This is a genomic window from Streptomyces sp. AF1A, assembly GCF_047340315.1.
Classification (GTDB): Bacteria; Actinomycetota; Actinomycetes; order Streptomycetales; family Streptomycetaceae; genus Streptomyces.
This window is the reverse complement of record NZ_JBLEBI010000050.1, coordinates 19,845-38,618: the sequence shown is the minus strand read 5'-3', so window position 1 is coordinate 38,618 and position 18,774 is coordinate 19,845. Positions and strand designations below refer to the sequence as shown.

General features: G+C 73.6%; 15 protein-coding genes. 14 read left to right on the top strand and 1 reads right to left on the bottom strand.

Going from position 1 to position 18,774, the window contains the following annotated elements:
- Positions 1 to 300: 300 nt before the first annotated feature.
- The 14 genes from ACLU3S_RS16605 to ACLU3S_RS16540 all read left to right on the top strand — a co-directional run bounded on the left by ACLU3S_RS16605 (position 301) and on the right by ACLU3S_RS16540 (position 18,278).
- On the top strand, positions 301 to 2,082 hold the full coding sequence (locus tag ACLU3S_RS16605; protein ID WP_413952632.1) for an N-acetylglutaminylglutamine amidotransferase: 1,782 nt from the start codon (positions 301 to 303) through the stop codon (positions 2,080 to 2,082).
- Entirely contained in the window at positions 2,058 to 4,289 is a 2,232-nt protein-coding gene (locus ACLU3S_RS16600; protein ID WP_413952631.1) for a S9 family peptidase, read from the top strand. Before ACLU3S_RS16605 ends, ACLU3S_RS16600 begins: the two co-directional genes overlap by 25 nt.
- 205 nt (positions 4,290 to 4,494) lie before the next feature.
- Positions 4,495 to 6,639, top strand: coding sequence for a glycoside hydrolase family 27 protein (locus ACLU3S_RS16595; protein WP_413952630.1), 2,145 nt, complete (start codon positions 4,495 to 4,497; stop codon positions 6,637 to 6,639).
- Between the two features lie 114 nt (positions 6,640 to 6,753).
- Positions 6,754 to 8,043 carry an ABC transporter substrate-binding protein gene (locus tag ACLU3S_RS16590; protein ID WP_413952629.1) on the top strand — a complete coding sequence of 430 codons (1,290 nt, stop codon included), beginning with the start codon at positions 6,754 to 6,756 and terminating at the stop codon, positions 8,041 to 8,043.
- A gap of 1 nt (position 8,044) precedes the next feature.
- The gene (locus ACLU3S_RS16585; RefSeq protein ID WP_413952628.1) at positions 8,045 to 8,980 is read left to right on the top strand and encodes a carbohydrate ABC transporter permease; all 936 of its coding nucleotides are present in this window, start codon (positions 8,045 to 8,047) and stop codon (positions 8,978 to 8,980) included.
- Positions 8,980 to 9,843 carry a carbohydrate ABC transporter permease gene (locus tag ACLU3S_RS16580; protein WP_413952627.1) on the top strand — a complete coding sequence of 288 codons (864 nt, stop codon included), beginning with the start codon at positions 8,980 to 8,982 and terminating at the stop codon, positions 9,841 to 9,843. The genes ACLU3S_RS16585 and ACLU3S_RS16580 overlap by 1 nt, the downstream gene beginning before the upstream one ends.
- Entirely contained in the window at positions 9,840 to 11,933 is a 2,094-nt protein-coding gene (locus ACLU3S_RS16575) for an alpha-galactosidase (RefSeq protein WP_413952626.1), read from the top strand. The genes ACLU3S_RS16580 and ACLU3S_RS16575 overlap by 4 nt, the downstream gene beginning before the upstream one ends.
- Positions 11,934 to 12,003: 70 nt before the next feature.
- Positions 12,004 to 12,774, top strand: a complete 771-nt coding sequence (locus tag ACLU3S_RS16570) for an SDR family NAD(P)-dependent oxidoreductase (RefSeq protein WP_413952625.1) — start codon at positions 12,004 to 12,006, stop codon at positions 12,772 to 12,774.
- Between the two features lie 85 nt (positions 12,775 to 12,859).
- Positions 12,860 to 13,597, top strand: a complete 738-nt coding sequence (locus tag ACLU3S_RS16565) for a FadR/GntR family transcriptional regulator (RefSeq protein ID WP_413952624.1) — start codon at positions 12,860 to 12,862, stop codon at positions 13,595 to 13,597.
- The gene (gene dgoD, locus ACLU3S_RS16560; RefSeq protein ID WP_413952623.1) at positions 13,594 to 14,739 is read left to right on the top strand and encodes a galactonate dehydratase; all 1,146 of its coding nucleotides are present in this window, start codon (positions 13,594 to 13,596) and stop codon (positions 14,737 to 14,739) included. Before ACLU3S_RS16565 ends, dgoD begins: the two co-directional genes overlap by 4 nt.
- A gap of 5 nt (positions 14,740 to 14,744) precedes the next feature.
- Positions 14,745 to 15,599 carry a hypothetical protein gene (locus ACLU3S_RS16555; RefSeq protein ID WP_413952622.1) on the top strand — a complete coding sequence of 285 codons (855 nt, stop codon included), beginning with the start codon at positions 14,745 to 14,747 and terminating at the stop codon, positions 15,597 to 15,599.
- Between the two features lie 23 nt (positions 15,600 to 15,622).
- Positions 15,623 to 16,255: a bifunctional 4-hydroxy-2-oxoglutarate aldolase/2-dehydro-3-deoxy-phosphogluconate aldolase gene (locus ACLU3S_RS16550; protein WP_413952621.1), complete on the top strand. Its 633-nt coding sequence runs from the start codon at positions 15,623 to 15,625 to the stop codon at positions 16,253 to 16,255.
- Entirely contained in the window at positions 16,252 to 17,184 is a 933-nt protein-coding gene (locus ACLU3S_RS16545; protein ID WP_413952620.1) for an SMP-30/gluconolactonase/LRE family protein, read from the top strand. The genes ACLU3S_RS16550 and ACLU3S_RS16545 overlap by 4 nt, the downstream gene beginning before the upstream one ends.
- Entirely contained in the window at positions 17,181 to 18,278 is a 1,098-nt protein-coding gene (locus ACLU3S_RS16540) for a sugar kinase (RefSeq protein ID WP_413952619.1), read from the top strand. Before ACLU3S_RS16545 ends, ACLU3S_RS16540 begins: the two co-directional genes overlap by 4 nt.
- Here the strand turns inward: ACLU3S_RS16540 and ACLU3S_RS16535 are convergent.
- Positions 18,192 to 18,671: an allene oxide cyclase barrel-like domain-containing protein gene (locus ACLU3S_RS16535; protein WP_413952618.1), complete on the bottom strand. Its 480-nt coding sequence runs from the start codon at positions 18,669 to 18,671 to the stop codon at positions 18,192 to 18,194. The two genes, ACLU3S_RS16540 and ACLU3S_RS16535, sit on opposite strands and share 87 nt — an antisense overlap.
- Positions 18,672 to 18,774: the final 103 nt, after the last annotated feature.

The following is an 18,774-nucleotide window of genomic DNA, read 5'->3' as shown; positions in this document are numbered from 1 at the left end:
ATCGCCGACACCCGGGGCGAGGACCGTCCCCGCCCCCGGCCGGGCGTCGGCCCAGCCCGGCACGTCGCCTCTTCGGGGCGGCCCGCCGCGGGCGCTTCCGGGTGGCACCCGGCAGGCATCACCGGCCGCTGAGCCGCGCGGAGGCGTCCTGCACGTTTCCGGTCCCTCTCGTACACGCGCGTCACGAAGGAGAACCATCACCGTGTCGACCAGCCCATACCACATACCGACGGGGACCGCGCCCCCCTCCCCACCGCCCAGCCAGCGCACCCCGTACGCGCAGTGGGGAGGTGGTTCCGGATGTGCGGCCTGAGCGGAGAGATGCGGTTCGACGGCACGCGGCCCGACCTGGCGGCCGTCGAGCGCATGAGTGCACGGCTCGCCGCCCGCGGCCCCGACGGCCACGGGATCTGGTCGCGGGACGCCGTGGCACTGGGGCACCGCCGGCTGAAGATCATCGACCTCTCCGAGCGCGGGGCCCAGCCGATGACGGACGCCCACCAGGAACTCACCGGCGTCTTCAACGGGTGCATCTACAACTACAAGGAACTGCGTGCGGAACTCCAGGCCCTCGGACACCGGTTCCGGTCCACCTCCGACACGGAGGTCGTTCTCGAGGCGTACCGCCGCTGGGGTACCGACTGCGTCGACCACTTCCACGGCATGTTCGCCTTCGCCGTCGCCGAGCACCGGACCGGCCGGCTGATCCTGGGCCGCGACCGGCTCGGCATCAAGCCCCTGTACCTGGCGCAGAGCCCGGGGCGCCTGCGGTTCGCCTCGTCGCTCCCCGCGCTGCTCGCGGGCGGCGGCATCGACACCTCGCTGGACCCGGCCGCCGTGCACCAGTACCTCAGCTGGCATGCGACCGTGGCCGCGCCCCGCACGGTCCTGGCCGGGGTGCGCAAGCTCCCCCCGGCCACCGTGCGGATCGTCGAGCCGGACGGCACCCACGAGGAGCACTGCTACTGGCAGCCGTCGTACACGCGCCGCCCGGAGCACGCCGGCATGAGCCCGGCCGAGTGGCGGGACGCCGTGCTGGACGCGTTGCGCACCGCCGTGCGCCGGCGGATGGTCGCCGACGTGCCGGTCGGTGTCCTGCTCTCCGGCGGGCTGGACTCCAGCCTGATCGTGGCGCTGCTGGCCGACGAGGGACAGCGGGACCTGGCCACGTTCAGCGTGGGCTTCGCGCCGGAAGGCGGCGACGAGGGGGACGAGTTCCGGTACTCCGACCTGATCGCCAGGGAGTTCGGCACCGACCATCATCGGCTGGTCGTCCCCTCGGAGCGGGTCTCGACGGCCCTGGACGCGGCGGTCGCGGCGATGAGCGAGCCGATGATGAGCCACGACGTGGTCGCCTTCCATCTGCTGTCGGAGCAGGTGGCCAAAGACCTGAAGGTCGTCCAGAGCGGCCAGGGCGCCGACGAGGTGTTCGCCGGCTACCACTGGTACCCGCGGCTGGCCTGCGCGGCCCGGGAGGAGGAACCGCAGCGGTACGCCGAGACGTACGTCGACCGGCCGCACGCCGACCTCGCCGCGATGCTGCAACCGCACATGGTCCCGCAGGAGGACGTCTCGGGCCGGTTCGTGCGCGAGCACATGGCCGTGCCGGGGGCCGAGACCGCGCTGGACGCCGCCCTGCGGCTCGACACGCACGTCATGCTGGTGGACGATCCGGTCAAGCGGGTCGACAACATGACCATGGACTGGGGCCTGGAGGCCCGGGTGCCGTTCCTCGACCACGAGCTGGTGGAGCTGGCGGCCGCCTGCCCGCCCGAGCTGAAGCTGGCCGACGGCGGCAAGGGCGTCCTGAAGGAGGCCGGCCGCAAACTGCTGCCCCACCAGGTGGTGGACCGCCCCAAGGGCTACTTCCCGGTCCCGGCGATCACCCACATGGCCGGCCCCGTCCTGGACAGGGTGCGCGAGGCGCTCGGCGCCCCGGAGGCGAAGCGGCGCGGACTCTTCCAGGACTCGTACGTCGCCGAACTGCTGGCGGCCCCCGACCGACACCGCACCAGGCGCGGAGCCAACGCGCTGTGGCAAGTGGCTTTGCTGGAGATATGGCTGCAGACGCACGGAATCTGACCGGGGAGCCCCTCACGGAGGCGATGCTCGACACGGACAGGGCCGCTGCCGAGCGGCCCTCCGCCACGGACCCGACGCGCAGCGCCGAATCCGTGCCGGCCCCGGCGGGCCGCGGCCCGGCCTTCGCCGCGCCCGCCCGCGAGACGGTGCCGGACTCCTCCGGGCCGCGCGAGGCGACGACGCGGCTCATCGCGCACGGCTGTTGGTACCCCTCGCCCGACCCGGCCGGTGCACAGGTCGCCTTCATCTGCGACCGCGGCGGTGTGCCCCAGCTCTGGGCCGGTCCCGTCGACGGCGACGCGGTGCGGCTCCTCGACGACGGACCGGACCCCGTGCGGGAGGTGTCCTGGTCGCCCGACGGCCGCTGGATCGCGTACACCGCGGCCCCCGGCGGCGGTGAGCACACGCGGGTGCTGTGTGTGCGCCCCGACGGCACCGATCGGCGCGTCCTGGCCGGGGCCGAACCGGGCAGCTCCGCCCACCTGGGCTGCTGGGCGCACGACGGATCGGCGATCGCGGTCACCGTCGCGGTCCCCACCGCACCCCCCGTCCTGGACGGCACAGGGGAGCCCGGCCCGGCCGGTCGGGCGCCGGACCACTGGGAGCGCCGGACGGCAGGCGCGGAAATCCTAGGTGCCGCGCCCCACACCGGCCCCGGGCCGGCACCGTCGTCACCCCCCATCGCCGTGGGCACGGAGCCGATCGCCGTCCCGGGGGACAGGCACACCGCCCCGGCGGCCGGCTTCGGCGACGGACTGTCGGCCTATCTGATCGACCCCGACGGCGTCGCCGCCCCCGCCCTGCTCGCCGCCGAGAAGGACGCCGCGGCACTGCGCGTGTGCGATCTCAGCCGTGACGGCGCACTGGCGCTGCTGCGCCGGGGACCCCGCGGGCGGCGCGAGGCGGTCGTGCTGCGCACCGGCGACCACGTGACGACCTGCGTGGTGCCGGTGGCCGACGGCGACCCGTGGATCGGCCGTTTCTCGCCCCGCGCGGACACCCTCTGGCTGCGCAGCAACGCGCACCGGGAGTTCGCGGTCCTGCTCGCCGCCGAGCTCGACCCGGAGGGCCGGCCGCGCGCCTGGTCCGTCGGGGCGTCGCGCGAGGACTGCGACCTGGAGCTGCTGCGATGCGTCCATGACGGCAGCGCCGCCGTGCTGGCCTGGAATGTGCGCGGCATCAGCGAGGTGGAGGTCCTCGGCACGGACCCGTCCGGTGCGGCCGGGGCCGCCACCGGTCCGGCCCGCGCCGTGCCCCTGCCCCACGAGGTCGTCACCCGCATCGCGGACGCCGGGCCCCGGCTGCTGCTGGCCCTGTCCGGGTCCCGGCGCCGCCCCGGCATCTGGTGGCTGCCCGCCGAGGGCGTGGCCTCGGTACGCACCCCCTGGTCGTCACGGGACGAGGACGCCGTTCCCCCGGGCCGCCCGCCGGTACGACCGGTCCACCTCCGTCCGACCGCACGGGACGGGCTGGCGCTGAACGGCTGGTACTACCGCGCCCCCGGACGCGGCCCCAGCGAGCCGGCACCCTGCGTCATCCATCTGCACGGCGGCCCCGAGGACCAGGAGCGCCCCGTCCTCAACCCCCTCTACCACGAGATCCTGGGGCGCGGACTGGACGTCTTCGCGCCCGACGTGCGCGGATCGTCCGGTTACGGCCGCTCGTTCGTCGACGCGGACCTGGGGAGGGGCCGGTTCGCCGCGATCCAGGACGTGGCCGACTGCGCCGCCCACGCGGTGCTTGCGGGCCCGGCCGATCCGTCCCGGCTGGCGGTCATGGGCCGCTCGTACGGCGGCTATCTGACGTTCGCCTCCCTGGTGTGGCACCCGGACCTCTTCCGCACCGGCGTGGCGGTGTGCGGCATGTCCGACTTCGCGACGTTCTTCGAGGGCACCGAACCCTGGATCGCCCAGTCCGCGGCCAACAAGTACGGGCACCCGGTGAACGACCGCGAACTCCTGCACGCCCTGTCACCGATGAGCCGTATCGACGCGCTGCGCGCGCCGGTGCTCGCCGTGCACGGCGAGCACGACACCAATGTGCCGCCGGGGGAGTCGGAGCAGTTCGTGCGGGCGGCACGCGAACGCGGCGTGCGGGCCGAACTGCTCACGCTGCGCGACGAGGGACACGAGTTCCTCCGTGCCGACAACCGCCGTCTCTTCCGGCGGGCGGCCGCCGACTGGCTGCAACGGCACCTGACCGGCTGAGCGGCGGCGCGGCCGGGCCCGGATGCGCAGTCGCACACCTCTGGCATACGACCGCCTGCTACTAAATTAGTAATTAATATTGACAGGTCTCCGGTCGCGGGCCACAGTCTTCGCCGTGACACCACCGCCCGCTGCGGGCGCGGACGCCGCCTCCTCCCCGGCTCCGACGGTGCCTCTCCTGCTTCCCGACTCCCAGGAGCCGCACGTGACTTCACGCTTGCCCGCACGCCCATCCGGGCGCGCCAGGACCACCCGCCTGGCGCTCGCCGCCGCGATCTCGGTGGTGCTGACCGCCTCCGCGGTACCGGCGGCCACCGCCGCCGGCACCGCGGACCAAGGAGCGCCCACCTCCTACGACAGCGGACTCGCCCCCACGCCCTACATGGGCTGGAACACGTACTACGGACTCGGCGCCCCCACCGAGAAGGAGGTGCGCGCGGTCGCCGACACGCTGGTCAGCAGCGGTCTGCGCGACAGCGGTTACGACATCGTCTGGCTCGACGGCGGCTGGCAGGCCGACAACCCCCGCGACGCGCAAGGGCGGTTGGTGGCCAACCCGGACCGGTTCCCGTCCGGCATCCCGGCCCTGGTCTCCTATCTGCACAAGCGCGGCCTGCGGGCCGGCATCTACACCGACGCCGGCACCTACGACGGGGGCAGGAGCTGCGGGCTCGGCAGCCGCGGCCACTACGCCGAGGACGCGCGGCAGTTCGCCGACTGGAAGATCGACGCGATCAAGGTCGACTTCCTGTGCGGCATCGGCGCCGGGCTCGATCCGGGGCCCGCCTTCAAGGAGTTCAGCGACGCCGTCGCCAAGTCGGGCCGCAGGATGCTGCTCAACCTGTGCAACCCGCTCACCGACGACTGGGGCCTGCCCCACACGCCCGAGCAGGACGCGCACAACACCTACGTCTACGCGCCGACGATCGCGGACTCGTGGCGCACCGGCACGGACATCGCCTGGGGCACCCCGAGCCCGGGGGAGTGGCCCAACATCCTGCGCAACATGGACGCCAACGCCTGGCACCCCGAGGCGCAGGGACCGGGCCACTACAACGACCCCGACTACCTCATCCCCATGCGCAGCATGGCCGACGGCTCGCCGGAGCTGACCCAGGAGGAGTCCACCACCCAGTTCGTGATGTGGGCCGAGATGGCCTCCCCGCTCGTCCTGGGCTCCGACCCCCGGACCCTGTCCCCGTCGATGATCGCCACGCTGAGCAACCCGGAGATCATCTCCGTCGACCAGGACCCGCTCGGGACCCAGGGGGTCCGCGTCGCCACGGACTCCGTCGGCGACGTCTACAGCAAGGTGCTCTCCGGTCGCGGCCGGCGCGCCGTCGTCCTGCTCAACCGCTCGGACCGGCCGGCCGAGCGCACCGTGAACTTCGCCGACGTCGCCCTCGGCGGACCCGTCGCGGTGCGGGACCTGCGGGGGCGCGCCGACCGCGGCACGCACACCGGTTCGTACACCGTCGAGGTCCCCGCCCACGGCACCGCCTTCCTCGAGCTCACCGGCCGGGACGCGCTGCCCGGCACGAGCCTGGGGCGGAAGACCTCGGCGAGCCCGGCCGTGGTGCGGGACGGCGACACGCTGACCACCTTCTACCGCGGGGCGGGCGGGACACTCGTCCAGCACACGGCGGACCGCAGCCGTCCGGCGCGGACCCGGGACCTCGCGGGCCCGGTCGGGGGCCGGATCCTGGGCCAGCCGGCCGCCTACGCCTCCGCAGGCGGCCGGATCGACGTCTTCGTCCGCGGCACCGACAACCACGCCTACCGCAGGGTCTTCGCCGGCGGGCGCTGGAGCGACTGGCAGGACCTGGGCGGCCGGTTGACCGACGCACCGGCCGTGGCCTTCTCCGACCCCGCGCACTGGACGCTCGTCGCCCGCGATGCCGAAGGGCGCGTCGCGCAGCGCGGCCCGTCGTCGGGCTGGTCCTCGCTCGGCACGCCCGCCGGCCGGCCCGTGTACGGCAGGCCGTCCGCGGCCGTCGACGCCGGCGGGCGCGTCCACGTCGCCGTGCGCACCGCCGCGGACGACGTGTGGACCATCGCGCGGGACGCGTCGGGGCAGTGGTCCGGGTGGACCTCGCTGGGCGGCACAGTGAGCGGCAGCCCGACGCTCGTCGCCGTGGGCGGCTCCGTCGTGCTGTACGCGCGGGCGGCCGACTACACGTTGTGGCAGCAGCGGTACGACGGCGGCGCCTGGCACGGCTGGACCAAGCGGCAGGAGTTCCCCAGCGCGGCCTTCGACGGCGCGCTCGGTGCGGTCGCCGGCCCGGACGGCTCGGTCGACGCGGTGTACCGCGGCGTCGACGGCTACGTGCACACCACTCAGTTCAAATAAATTAGTAATTAATCTTGACGTGGCGAGATCGCCACGCGACTCTGGATCCGCGCGAGCGGGGACCGGCCACAAGGGGGGCCCGTCCCCGCCGCTCGGAGCCGCAGGGAGCCCTCCATGACGAACCACCTGCCCGACCGCCGCCGCTTCCTGGCCGGACTCGGAGCCGCCGGGGCGACCGCACTGCTCAGCAGTTGCGTCACCTCGACCTCCTCCGCGAAGACCTCCTCCAAGGGCCCGCTCACCCTCCAGTCCAACCTGTCCGCGCCGCAGGCCAAGGCCGCGATGGAGGACCTCGTCGCCGCCTACGGCAAGAAGGGACACGGGCGCGCCGCCCTGAACACGGTGGCCGCCGAGACCTTCCGCACCCAGCTGCCGACGTACCTGACCTCCGCCAACCCGCCGGACGTGTACACCTGGTACCCCGGCTCGGTGGCGGACGCCTACGCCAGGAAGAACCTGCTCCTCGACCTCGACGACGTCTGGAACTCCTCGGCGGACCTCAAGCGCTACACGAAGGCGCTGAACCGCCTGTGCACCGCCAGTTCCGGCAAGAAGGTCTTCGTGCCCACCACCTACTACTGGTGGGGCATGTTCTACCGGAAGTCGAACTTCGCCAAGTGGGGCGTCAGCGCGCCCACCACCTGGGACGAGTTCCTCGACCTGTGCGACAAGCTCAAGACCAAGGGGGTGGCCCCCATCGGGCTCGGCGCGGGCGGCGGCACGGCATGGGTGGCCTCGGCCTGGTTCGACTACCTCGACATCCGCGTCAACGGCGCCGCCTACCACCGCCAACTCCTCGCCGGCAAGCACCGCTTCGACGATCCCGAGGTGCGCAAGGTCTTCGACCGCTGGCAGGAGGTGCTGCCGTACTTCGACCCCAACGGCACCGCGGTGGCCTTCCAGGACGCCACGACCGCCCTGCTCAACGGCCGCACCGGCATGATGCTCATCGGCACCTTCTTCGCCGACGCCGCCCCCAAGAGCGCCCTCGACGACATCGACTTCTTCCGCTTCCCCGTCATCGATCCCAAAATCCCGCTCGCCGAAGAGGCCCCGACCGACGGCTACTTCGCCAGCGCCCGCACCGGACGTCGCGACCAGGTCTTCGACCTGTTGCGCTACCTCGCCACCGCCGAAGCCCAGGAGATCTACATCAAGGGCTCCTCCGGCACCGTCCTGCCCTGCAACCCCGACGCCAAGGACGCCGGCACGCCGCTGGTGAACAAGGGGCGGCGGCACATCGAGCAGGCGGCCGAGATCACCCAGTTCTTCAACCGCGACTCCAGCGACGCCCTCCAGCCCACCGCCGACACCGCACTCACGAAGTTCATCGCCAAGCCGAAGGACATCGGCAGCATCCTCACCGACTGGCAGCGCGACGCCCAGAAGATCTGGAACGCCTGACATGGCCGTCCTGACCGCACCGCACCGCACGTCCCCGGTCCCGGCGCCGCCGCGAGGCGGCCGGGCCCGGGGCCCCCGGCGCACCCCTCCCCTGGTCCTCGCCTTCGTGCTCGTCCCCCTGCTCGCCGAGGCCCTGTGGGTCTTCTGGCCCGCGCTGCAGGGCTTCTACCTGTCCCTGACCAGCTGGGACGGGGTCTCCGCGCCGAAGTTCGTGGGCCTCGGCAACTTCCGTGAGATGGCGGGAGACGACGTCTTCCGCAGCGCCGTCGGCCACACCGTGCTGTGGCTGCTGCTCTTCGGCGGCCTGTCCGCCCTGCTGGGCCTGGCCGCCGCGCTGCTGCTCCAGCAGGAGCGCCGGGGCGTCGGCTTCTACCGCGCGGCCCTGTTCCTGCCCGTCGTCTTCTCCCTCGTCGCCACCGCCCTGGTCTGGCAGGCCATCTACCAGCCGGACGGCGTGCTCAACCGCCTCCTGGACTCGGTCGGTCTGGACAGCCTGCGCCACGCCTGGCTCGCCGACCAGGACACCGCCCTGTACGCGGTCATCGTCCCCGCGCTGTGGCGGCAGATCGGCTACGTGATGGTTCTCTACCTCGCCGGCCTGAAGGGCATCGACCCCGCACTGTACGAGGCGGCCAGGGTCGACGGCGCCGGAGCCTGGCAGCGCTTCCGCCATGTGACGCTGCCTCAGCTGCGCAGCGTCAACGCCGTCGTGCTGTCCGTCATCATCATCGACTCGCTGCGCTCCTTCGACGTGGTCTGGTCGCTGACCCGCGGCGGGCCCTACCACTCCTCGGAACTGCTGAGCACCTACATGTACTCCACCGCGTTCCAGTCCCTGCGCCTGGGATACGGCTCCGCCCTGGCCGTCGTCATCTTCCTGCTGGCCTTCGGAGTCATCGCTTCCTACCTGGTCCGGGCCTTCCGGGAGGCCGACTGATGTCCGCCGCGCACCCGCCCACGTCCGCCCGTGCGCTGCGCCGCCGACGGGCCGCCACCGCCGGCTTCCACCTGGGCGCCGGAGCCCTGGCCGTCCTGTGGCTGCTGCCCATCCTCCTGGTCCTCGTGACGAGCCTGCGCTCCTTCAACGACGTCGCCGCCCACGGCCTGGGCAGCCGGCCTCACTCCTTCACCCTGGGAAACTTCGCGCAGGCCTGGGTCGACGGCGGACAGCAACGCGCCCTGATCAACAGCCTGATCGTCACCGTCCCCTGCGTCCTGCTGACGCTCACGCTCGCGGCCATGGCGGCGTTCGCCCTCAGCCGCTACGAGATGCCCTTTCGCCGCTCGCTGCTGCTGCTCATGCTCGGCGGCAACCTGCTGCCACCGCAGATCCTGCTCATCCCGGTGTCCAAGCTGAGCGAGATGATGGGCGTCTACGACACCCTGCCCGCCCTGGTCGGCGTGCAGATCGGCTTCGGCGTCGGCTTCTACGTCTTCGTGCTGCACGGCTTCATGCGCGCGATCCCCGCCGAGATCCAGCAGGCGGCGGTCGTGGACGGCGCGGGCCCCTGGACGGTCTTCTGGCGCATCATCCTCCCGCTCACCCGGCCCGCCCTCGCCGCGCTCAGCGCACTGTCCTTCACCTGGATCTTCAACGACCTGCTGTGGGCCATCACCGTGCTGCGCAGCGACACCAAGATGCCCATCACGGCCGCCCTCATCGGACTCCAGGGACAGTACGTGTCCCAGTGGAACGTGATCGCCGCCGGATCCCTCATCGCCGCCGCCCCCACCGTGGCCGTCTTCCTGCGCTTCCAGCGCCACTTCGTGGCCGGCCTGAACCTCGGAGCGGTGAAGTGACCCCGCACCGGCGCTGGACCCTGCGCACCGACACCACCAGCTACACCGTCCGGCTCTCCGCGGACGGCCCCTGGGCGGAACTCGAGGCATGGGGACCGCACGGCGCGGAACACGGACCCTCCGCCCTGGACTGGTCCCACCGCACCCACTTCATCACGCCCGCCGACGCGGCCCCCGCGGAATACCTGCCCCAGGGACTGCGTCCCTTCACCGGCGCCGACCTCGTCGCCGCACGGCCCGGCGCCGAACGAGGCGCGTGGTGGGCCTTCGAGGGGGCACAGCAGGACCCCGGCACCCTCCGGCTCACCTTCACCGACGCCGTCCTGGGCCTGCGTACCACCCTGTGCTACGCCACCGTGCCGGGCACCGACGTCCTGCACCGCTGGACCGAGCTGACCTGCACGGGCGAGGAGGAACTGCGCCTGGAGCGGCTGGACTCGGCCGCCGTGACCGTCCCGGTCGCCACCGCGGCCCGGCTCACCTACCTGACCGGCCAGTGGTCCCAGGAGTTCCAGCACACCCAACTCGACCTGACCCGGGGCACCTTCGCCATGGGCAGCACCCAGGGCGCGCCCGGCCACGCGTACGCGCCCTGGCTCGCCGTCCAGGACGCCACGGCACCGCACGACGCCCCCGCGTACGGCATCGCCCTGGAGTGGCCCGGCAACTGGCACATCACCGCGCACGCCGAGCCCGGCGGAGCCGTACGCGTGCGCGCCGGACGCGTACCGCACGAGGGCGCGGTGCACCTGGCTCCCGGCGACACCCTGACCACCCCGCGCCTGGCCTGCGCCTTCAGCCCGGACGGCCTCGACGGGCTGTCCCGCGTCTGGCACCGCTACGAGCGCCGCCTCGCCGGCGAGCGCCTGCACCGCACCCGCAAGGTCCTCTACAACTCCTGGGAGGCCACCGGCTTCGACGTCGACGCCGCGAGCCAGCTGGAACTGGCCAGGGCGGCCGCGGACATCGGCGCCGAGCTGTTCGTGGTGGACGACGGGTGGTTCACCGGCCGCGCCGACGACACCGGGGGACTGGGCGACTGGTACCCGGACCCGGCGGCATTCCCGCAGGGCTTCGGCCGGTTCGTCGGCGACGTGCGCGCCCTCGGACTGGACTTCGGGCTCTGGATCGAACCGGAGGCCGTCAGCCCCGGCAGCCGCCTGCACGCCGAACACCCGGAGTGGGTCTACCGGATCGACGGCCGCCCGTCCCGCCGCATCCGCAACCAGCTCCTGCTGGACCTCGGCCGCACGGACGTGCAGGACTTCGTCCTCGCCACCCTCGACCGGCTGCTGACCGGCCACGACATCGGCTACCTGAAGTGGGACATGAACCGCCCGCCGACCGAGCGCGGCCGCCCCGGCGCCGGCCCCGCGGACCGTCTCGACCTCGACGCCGAGCACGTCCACGGCTACCTCCGCGTCCTGGACCACCTGCGCGCCGCGCACCCCCACGTCACCGTCGAGGGCTGCGCCGGCGGCGGCGGCCGCGTCGACCACGCGACCCTGGCGCGCACCGACGTCGTCTGGCCCAGCGACAACACCGCCCCCCTGGACCGGCTGGCCATCCAGTACGGCTTCCTGCACGCCCACGCACCGCACGTGATGAGCTCGTGGGTCACCGACGCCCCCGGCGTGTTCGACCCCCGCCCGCGCAGCCTCGCCTTCCGCTTCGTCACCGCGATGTGCGGCGTCCTCGGTATCGGCGCCGACCTGCGCGCCTGGGCACCCGAGCAGCGCGCCGAGGCCGCCGGGTGGATCACCCGGTACAAGCAGGTGCGCGACGTCGTCCACCACGGCGAGGCCCGCCTGCTCGGCACTCCGCAGGACGCGACCTGCGCCGTCCAGTACGACGCGCGGGACGGGCGCCGCACGGTCGTCGCCGCCTTCAGCACCGGCCGCCTCGACGGCGCACCGCTCGTGCCCGGCCGCCCCGCCCGCATCCGGCTGCGCGGCCTCGAACCGGCCGCCACCTACACCGACACCGCGACCGCGACCACCTACAGCGGCGCCCATCTGCTCCACTACGGCCTGCCCTTCGCATGGACCGCCGACCACGACGCCGAACTGGTGGTGCTGACGCGCCACTAGCCTCCCCCACGCACCGCCGCACCCCAGCAGCCATCGAAGGCAACCCGAGACCAGAAGGAGCCCCAGCCCCATGGATCCCGCACGACGGCACGGCGCCCGGTTCACCGGCCGCACCGCCGTGATCACCGGAGCCGCCTCCGGCATCGGCGCCGCCACCGCCGAACGCCTCGCCCAGGAGGGCGCCGCCGTGATCCTGGCCGACATCGCCGAGGAGCGCGGCGAGGCCGTCGCCGAGCGCATCACCGAGGACGGCGGCCTGGCCCGGTTCGTGCCCGCCGACGTCTCGGCGGAGCAGGACTGGCAGCGGATCGTCACCGCCGCCCATGCCTACGGGCCGGTGGACGTACTGGTCAGCAACGCCTACACCGTCGACGTGACCCCGGCCCACGAGATGTCCCTCGACTCCTGGCAGCGACAGCTGTCCGTGAACCTCACCGCCGCCTTCCTCGGCTTCCGGGCGGCCCTGCCCGACCTGCGCTCCGGCGGTGGCGCGGTGGTGCTCACCTCGTCCGTCCACGCCCACGCCGGCATCCCCGGCCACCCCGCGTACGCCGCCTCCAAGGGCGCGCTGCTCTCCCTGTGCGGCCAGCTCGCGGTCGAGTACGGGCCCGAGGTGCGCGTCAACGCCGTCCTGCCGGGACCGGTGCTCACGGCGGCCTGGGACCGGGTACCGCCAAAGGAGCGCGAGCGTAGCGTCGCCGGGACCGCGGTCCGCCGCTTCGGCACCCCCGCCGAGGTAGCCGCGGCCATCGCCTTCCTCAGTGCCGAGGAGGCGTCCTTCATCACCGGCTCGCACCTCGTCGTCGACGGAGGCTGGAGCGTCGTCAAGGCGTCCGCGTGATCACCGCCGTGGTCCCATGGAAGCCGCGCGCATCCGATCCGTACGCGTGCGCCTTGTGCACATCCGAGGAGAAAGGCTGTACGACATGACGCCCTACGCCCGTCGCGGCGTGCACGGTCAGACCGTGGAGGCGCTGGCCCGCCGCATCCTGAGCGGCGAGATCCCCGAGGGGGCCACGCTCGACCTGGTCGCGTTGCAGAGCGAACTGGACGTCAGCCTCACCGCCCTGCGCGAGTCCCTGAAGGTACTGGCCGCCAAGGGCATGGTCGACGCCCGCCAGAAGCGCGGCACCTTCGTCCGGGCGCGTGCCGACTGGAACCTGCTCGACGCGGACGTGCTGCGCTGGCAGTTCGAGGGCGGCGGGGCCGGCGAGACCGACCGGGCACTGCTGCGCAACCTGGCCGAGGTGCGCTCCATCATCGAGCCCGCCGCGGTCCGCCTGGCCGCCGAGCGCCGCACCGACGCCGACCTCGCCGCCCTGGACGCCGCCCTCGCGGCCATGGGAGAGCACGACGTGGACCCCGGCCACGCCGTCGAGTCCGATCTCGCCTTCCACCGCGCGCTGCTCGCCGCCACCCACAACGAGCTGCTGGAGCGCATGGAGATGGTCATCGAGTCCGGCCTCGCCCACCGCGACCGCCTGGTCCACAGCTCCCCGCACAGCGAGGACCCGGTCCCGGCCCACCGCGCCGTACTGGACGCCGTACGCGACCGCGACCCGCGGGCCGCCGAGGCCGCCATGCACGCCCTGCTCGAGCAGGCCGGACGCGACCTGGACCGGATCGACGGCCCCGACGACACGAAAGGCACCGGCGGCAAGTGAAGATCGCCCGCATCGAGACTTTCCTGGTTCCACCGCGCTGGCTGTTCTGCCGGATCGAGACCGACGACGGCGTGGTCGGCTGGGGCGAACCCGTCGTCGAGGGACGCGCCGAGGTGGTCCGCGCCGCCGTCGACGTCCTGGCCGAACAGCTGGTCGGCCAGGACCCGCTGCGCATCCAGGACCACTGGCAGGTGCTCACCAAGGGCGGCTTCTACCGGGGCGGCCCCGTGCTGTCCAGCGCGGTCGCCGGCCTCGACCAGGCCCTGTGGGACATCGCCGGCAAGACCTACGGCGCTCCGGTGCACGCCCTGCTGGGCGGCCCCGTGCGCGAACGCGTCCGGGTCTACGCCTGGGTCGGCGGCGACGAGCCCGCCGAGCTGGCCGACCAGATAACCGCCCAGGTCGAGGCCGGTTTCACGGCGGTGAAGATGAACGCCGCCGGAGCCACCTCGCCGATCACCACCGCGGCCGAGACGGCAGCCGTCGTACGGAGGGTGGCGGCCGCCCGCGAGGTGCTCGGCCCCGGCCGGGACGTGGCGGTCGACTTCCACGGCCGCTTCACCGCCGCCGGCGCCCGCCGGGTCCTCGCCGAACTCGCCCCTCTGCACCCGCTGTTCGTGGAGGAGCCGGTCCTGCCCGAGCACCACCACCAGCTGCCCGGCCTCGTCACCGCGAGCACGGTGCCCCTGGCCACCGGCGAACGCCTCTACGGCCGCGGCGAGTTCGTGTCCGCCCTCACCGCGGGGATCGCCGTCGTCCAGCCCGACCTCTCCCACGCGGGCGGCATCTCCGAAGTGCACCGGATCGCCTCCCTCGCCGACACCTTCGGCGCCCAGCTCGCCCCGCACTGCCCCCTCGGCCCCATCGCCCTGGCGGCCAGCCTCCAGATCGCCTTCGCCACCCCCAACTTCCTGATCCAGGAGCAGAGCCGCGGCATCCACTACAACAAGGACGCCGACCTGCTGTCCTACGTCACCGACCCCGAACCGTTCCGGTTCGTCGACGGCCACGCCCGCCGCAGCGACGCCCCCGGCCTCGGCGTCACCATCGACGAGACGGCCGTGCGCGCCGCCGACCGCGGCGGACACGCCTGGCGCAACCCCGTGTGGCGGCACGCCGACGGGTCGTTCGCGGAGTGGTGAGCCCCATGCTCGACGTCGTCACCGACGTGCACCACGGCGGCCGCTGGACGTCCCTGCGCGCCGACGGTCGCGAGTGGCTCTGGCACCGTCGTGCGCCGGAACGGCACCGGGCCGCCCCCGGCGACGCGTTCGTCGACGCCGGCGGGCTCGAGGAGTGCGTGCCCACCGTCCGCGGCCGCCCCGACCACGGCGACGCCTGGTCGCGCCCGTGGTCCCGCGACGGCGACACCGACCGCGTCCGCTGCGACTCCTTCACCCTGGCCCGGACCATCCGCGCCACGCACGACGGCGCCGAGGCCGACTACACGCTCACCGCCGAACCGGGCTTCCACTTCCTCTGGGCGGCACACGCCCTGCTGGACCTCTCGCAGGACGCGAGCCTCCACCTGCGCGGCGGCGCGACCACCCGCCTGTTCCCGGAGGCCGCCCCCCTCCTGAAGGAGCCGTGGCCGGCCGGCGCACCGTGGGTCGCGGGCTCCTGGCCCGCCCCGCGCGGGCTGGCCCTCGACCGGCTCGGCCCCGACGACGGCACCGCGATCGGAGCCGTCGTGGACACCTCCCTGTGCTGCGTGCACGACGGCCGCGACCGGCTGGCCCTCAGCCTCGGCGTGCTCGAACAGCCCGCCGCCCGAGGGCCACTGGCCGCGGGCCCCACGGCCGGGCAGCCCGTGTCGATCGCCCTGTGGCGCAACCTCGGCGGCTTCCCCCGGACCAACCCCTACCGCAGCACGGGCGTCGAGCCGATGCTCGGCCGCGTCTTCGACCTCGCCGACGCCGGCCCCGAGGACGCCGCACGGGTGCCCGCCACGGGAGAGGTGCGCTGGCGGCTGACGCTCACCACCGACTGCCGCTGCCCCTGAACCCCGAGCAAGGAGACCGCTCCGTGGACCTACCCGCTGCCCTGGCAGCCCACCGCCTGCTCGCCATCGTCCGCGGGCGCGACGCCGATGCCGCGCTGCGCACCGTGCTCACCCTGGCCGAGGAGGGCATCGAACTCATCGAGGTGTCGCTCACCGGCACGGACGCCCTCACCGTCATAGCCCGGGCCCGCGAACTCCTCGGCAGCGACCACTACGTGGGCGCCGGCACCGTCCTGACCGCCGACGACGCCCGTGCCGCCCACCACGCGGGCGCGACGTTCGCCGTCACCCCCGGCCTGGGAGAGGGCATACCCGCGGCACACGACCTGGGGCTGCCGGTGCTCGCCGGCGTGTTCACCCCGACGGACGTGATCGCCGCACGCAGGATGGGCGCGGCGGCGCTGAAGATCTTCCCGATCGCCCAGGCCGGGGGAGCGGCGTACCTGAAGGCCCTGCGCGGCCCGTTCCCCGACGCCGCGTTCGTCCCCGTCGGCGGAGTCGACGAAGCCGTCGCCCGCGCCTGTCTCGCCGCCGGCGCGACGGCGGTCGGCGTCGGAACCCCGCTCGTCGGCGACGCCGCCGACGGCGGCAGCCTCGACGCGCTCAGGACCCGCGCCCGCACCTTCCGCACCGCCGTCCGAAAGGCGGCGCCGTGACCCCGCAGCCCCGTCCCGCTCGTCCCGACCGCCTCGAACTCGGCGAGGGCATCCGCTGGACACAGGCCGGGATCGTCCTCGTCGACCTCCTCGCGGGCCGCCTTCTGGCGAGCCCCGACGATCCCGCGGCCCCGCTGCGGACGCTCGCGCAACTCCCCGTCCCGCTGGGCGCCGTCGCTCCCGTGGCCGGACATCCGGGCACCTGGATCGCGGCCGCGGGAACCGGCATCCGCCTCCTGCACCCCGACGGCACCACGAGCCCGCTGGCCTCCCCGGAGGAGGGGCAGGGGCCGCGCATGCGCATGAACGACGCCGCGGCCGACCCCTCGGGCCGGTTCTGGGCGGGCAGCATGGCGTACGACACCGACGAGGCGGACGGCTCGCTGTACCGGGTCGACCACGACGGCACGGTCGAGCGCGTCCTGGACGGCATCACCGTCCCCAACGGCCCGGTGTTCACCGCGGACGGCTGCTCGATGTACCTGGCCGACAGCGCCCGGAGCGTGATCCGGCGCTATCCGGTCGACCCCCGAACCGCCCGGCTCGGGCCGCCCGAGGTCTTCGTCACCGTGGACGACGGCAGCCCCGACGGCATGGCCATCGACCAGGAAGGCGCCGTCTGGGTCGCCGTCTGGGGCACGGGGACGGTCCGCCGGCACCTGCCCGACGGCACGGTGGACCGCATCGTGCGGCTCCCCGCGAGCCGGCCGGCGGGCGTGTGCCTCGAAGGCGACGTCCTGCACATCACCACGGCCCGCCTCGGCCTCAATCCGCCCGGGAGGTACGACGGAGCCCTGTTCGACGTCCGGGTCGAGGTCCCCGGGACGCCCGCCGCTCCCTACCGCCCGGCTTTCTCCGTCCTGCCGGCGGCGGGGGCGGTGCCCCGGCGGGACACCCGGCACCAGGCGCCCGGGCAGAGCCCGTCATGAGCGGGACGAGGAGGGAACCGGCCGGCGCGCGGCAGCCGTGGCGCCCCACGGGGCCCGTGGTGTGCGTCGGCGAGACGATGGCGGCCCTCGTGCCCGACCCACCGGAACCACTGGAACACGTCCGGGAGTTGAGCCTGTCGGTGGCCGGGGCGGAGTCCAACGTGGCCACGTACCTGGCCGACCACGGCGTCCCCGTCGCCTGGCTCTCGGCCCTCGGAGACGACCCGCTGGGCAGACGCGTCCGCGCCGCGGTGTCCGCCGCCGGAGTCGACGTGTCGTACGTGCGCACCGACGCCCATCGCCCCACGGGGCTCCTCGTGAAGAACCCCGGCCCCGCCGGAACGCGCGTGCACTACTACAGAGCCGGTTCGGCGGCTTCGGCGCTCGGCCCCGCACTGCTGGACGAGGAGCCCGTGCGCTCGGCGGGTCTGCTGCACTTCACCGGCATCACGCCGGCCCTTTCCCCCTCGTGCCGGGACCTGCTCACCCGGGCCCTTGACCTCCCCGCCGAGCGGCGGCCCCACGCGGTCAGCTTCGACGTCAACCACCGCCCCGCCCTGTGGCCCCACGGCACCGCGTCCACCCTGCTGCTAAGGCTGGCCGACCGCGCGGACATCGTCTTCGTCGGCCTGGACGAGGCGCAGGGCCTGTGGGGCGAGGACCTGACAGTGACCGCCCTGCGGCGCCTGCTGCCGCATCCCCGCGTCCTCGTGGTCAAGGACGGCGCCCGCGGCGCCACCGCCTTCACCGGCCACGGCGCCCACACGGTGCCGGCGCTGCCGGCGACGGTGGTGGAGCCCGTGGGCGCCGGCGACGCCTTCGCCGCCGGCTTCCTCGCGGGCCTGCTCCGGGGAGCCGCGCCCGACAAGGCCCTCAGACTGGGGCACATCACCGCGGTGTCGGCCCTGCACGTGACCGCAGACCACGGCCCGTTGCCGAGTCCGCGGGAGATCCACCGCCTCCTCGACCTGCCGGCCGAGGAGTGGGAGGCACTCGGACCGGCCTGCTCACCGGATGTGGAAGGTGAGGTGCCGCTCCGTGGTGCCGGCGGGGACGGTGTGGACGTAGCCCCCGGCCCCGCTGTAGGCGCCTGAGCCGCCGGTGATGGCGACGTCGACGGCGGAGGGGGACGGCAGGTGCAGAAGCGCCTGCCCGGTGATCTGCCCCTGGGGAAGGGCGAAGGTGCCCAGACACTGCAGTGCGTCCGGACCGGTGTGCACGTAGGTGCACACCACGGCGTGGTCGCCGATCTTCTTTCCGTTCCGGTACAGGTCTTCGGCGATCACGAGCTGGTCGCCGAGGCTGTGTCCCTTCTTGCCCACATCGACGGCTTCGGACTGGGTCTGCCGGGCAACCAACTGGATGGTCTGCTCGCGCTGATGCGCGTGGTGAGTGCTGCTCGCGCCGGCCGAGGCGAGCGGAGCGGCAGCGAGGACTACGGCGGCGGCGCCGACCGGGATGAAGGCGCGCAGGCTGAGTTTGGGCATGATGTGTTTCCTTGGGTGTCGCACGATGTGTTTCCTGGGGTGTTGGATGTGCTCGCGTGCACAGCACGCTCTCGGCGTGGAGGGCGACGGGTTGTCCCGGAGG

Bases quoted from the DNA above. Each gene is read 5' to 3' on its own strand.
- ACLU3S_RS16605 (WP_413952632.1), top strand. From the start codon at position 301: ATGTGCGGCCTGAGCGGAGAGATGCGGTTCGACGGCACGCGGCCCGAC.
- ACLU3S_RS16600 (WP_413952631.1), top strand. From the start codon at position 2,058: ATGGCTGCAGACGCACGGAATCTGACCGGGGAGCCCCTCACGGAGGCG.
- ACLU3S_RS16590 (WP_413952629.1), top strand. From the start codon at position 6,754: ATGACGAACCACCTGCCCGACCGCCGCCGCTTCCTGGCCGGACTCGGA.
- ACLU3S_RS16585 (WP_413952628.1), top strand. From the start codon at position 8,045: ATGGCCGTCCTGACCGCACCGCACCGCACGTCCCCGGTCCCGGCGCCG.
- ACLU3S_RS16580 (WP_413952627.1), top strand. From the start codon at position 8,980: ATGTCCGCCGCGCACCCGCCCACGTCCGCCCGTGCGCTGCGCCGCCGA.
- ACLU3S_RS16570 (WP_413952625.1), top strand. From the start codon at position 12,004: ATGGATCCCGCACGACGGCACGGCGCCCGGTTCACCGGCCGCACCGCC.
- ACLU3S_RS16565 (WP_413952624.1), top strand. From the start codon at position 12,860: ATGACGCCCTACGCCCGTCGCGGCGTGCACGGTCAGACCGTGGAGGCG.
- ACLU3S_RS16555 (WP_413952622.1), top strand. From the start codon at position 14,745: ATGCTCGACGTCGTCACCGACGTGCACCACGGCGGCCGCTGGACGTCC.
- ACLU3S_RS16540 (WP_413952619.1), top strand. From the start codon at position 17,181: ATGAGCGGGACGAGGAGGGAACCGGCCGGCGCGCGGCAGCCGTGGCGC.
- ACLU3S_RS16535 (WP_413952618.1), bottom strand. From the start codon at position 18,671: ATGCCCAAACTCAGCCTGCGCGCCTTCATCCCGGTCGGCGCCGCCGCC.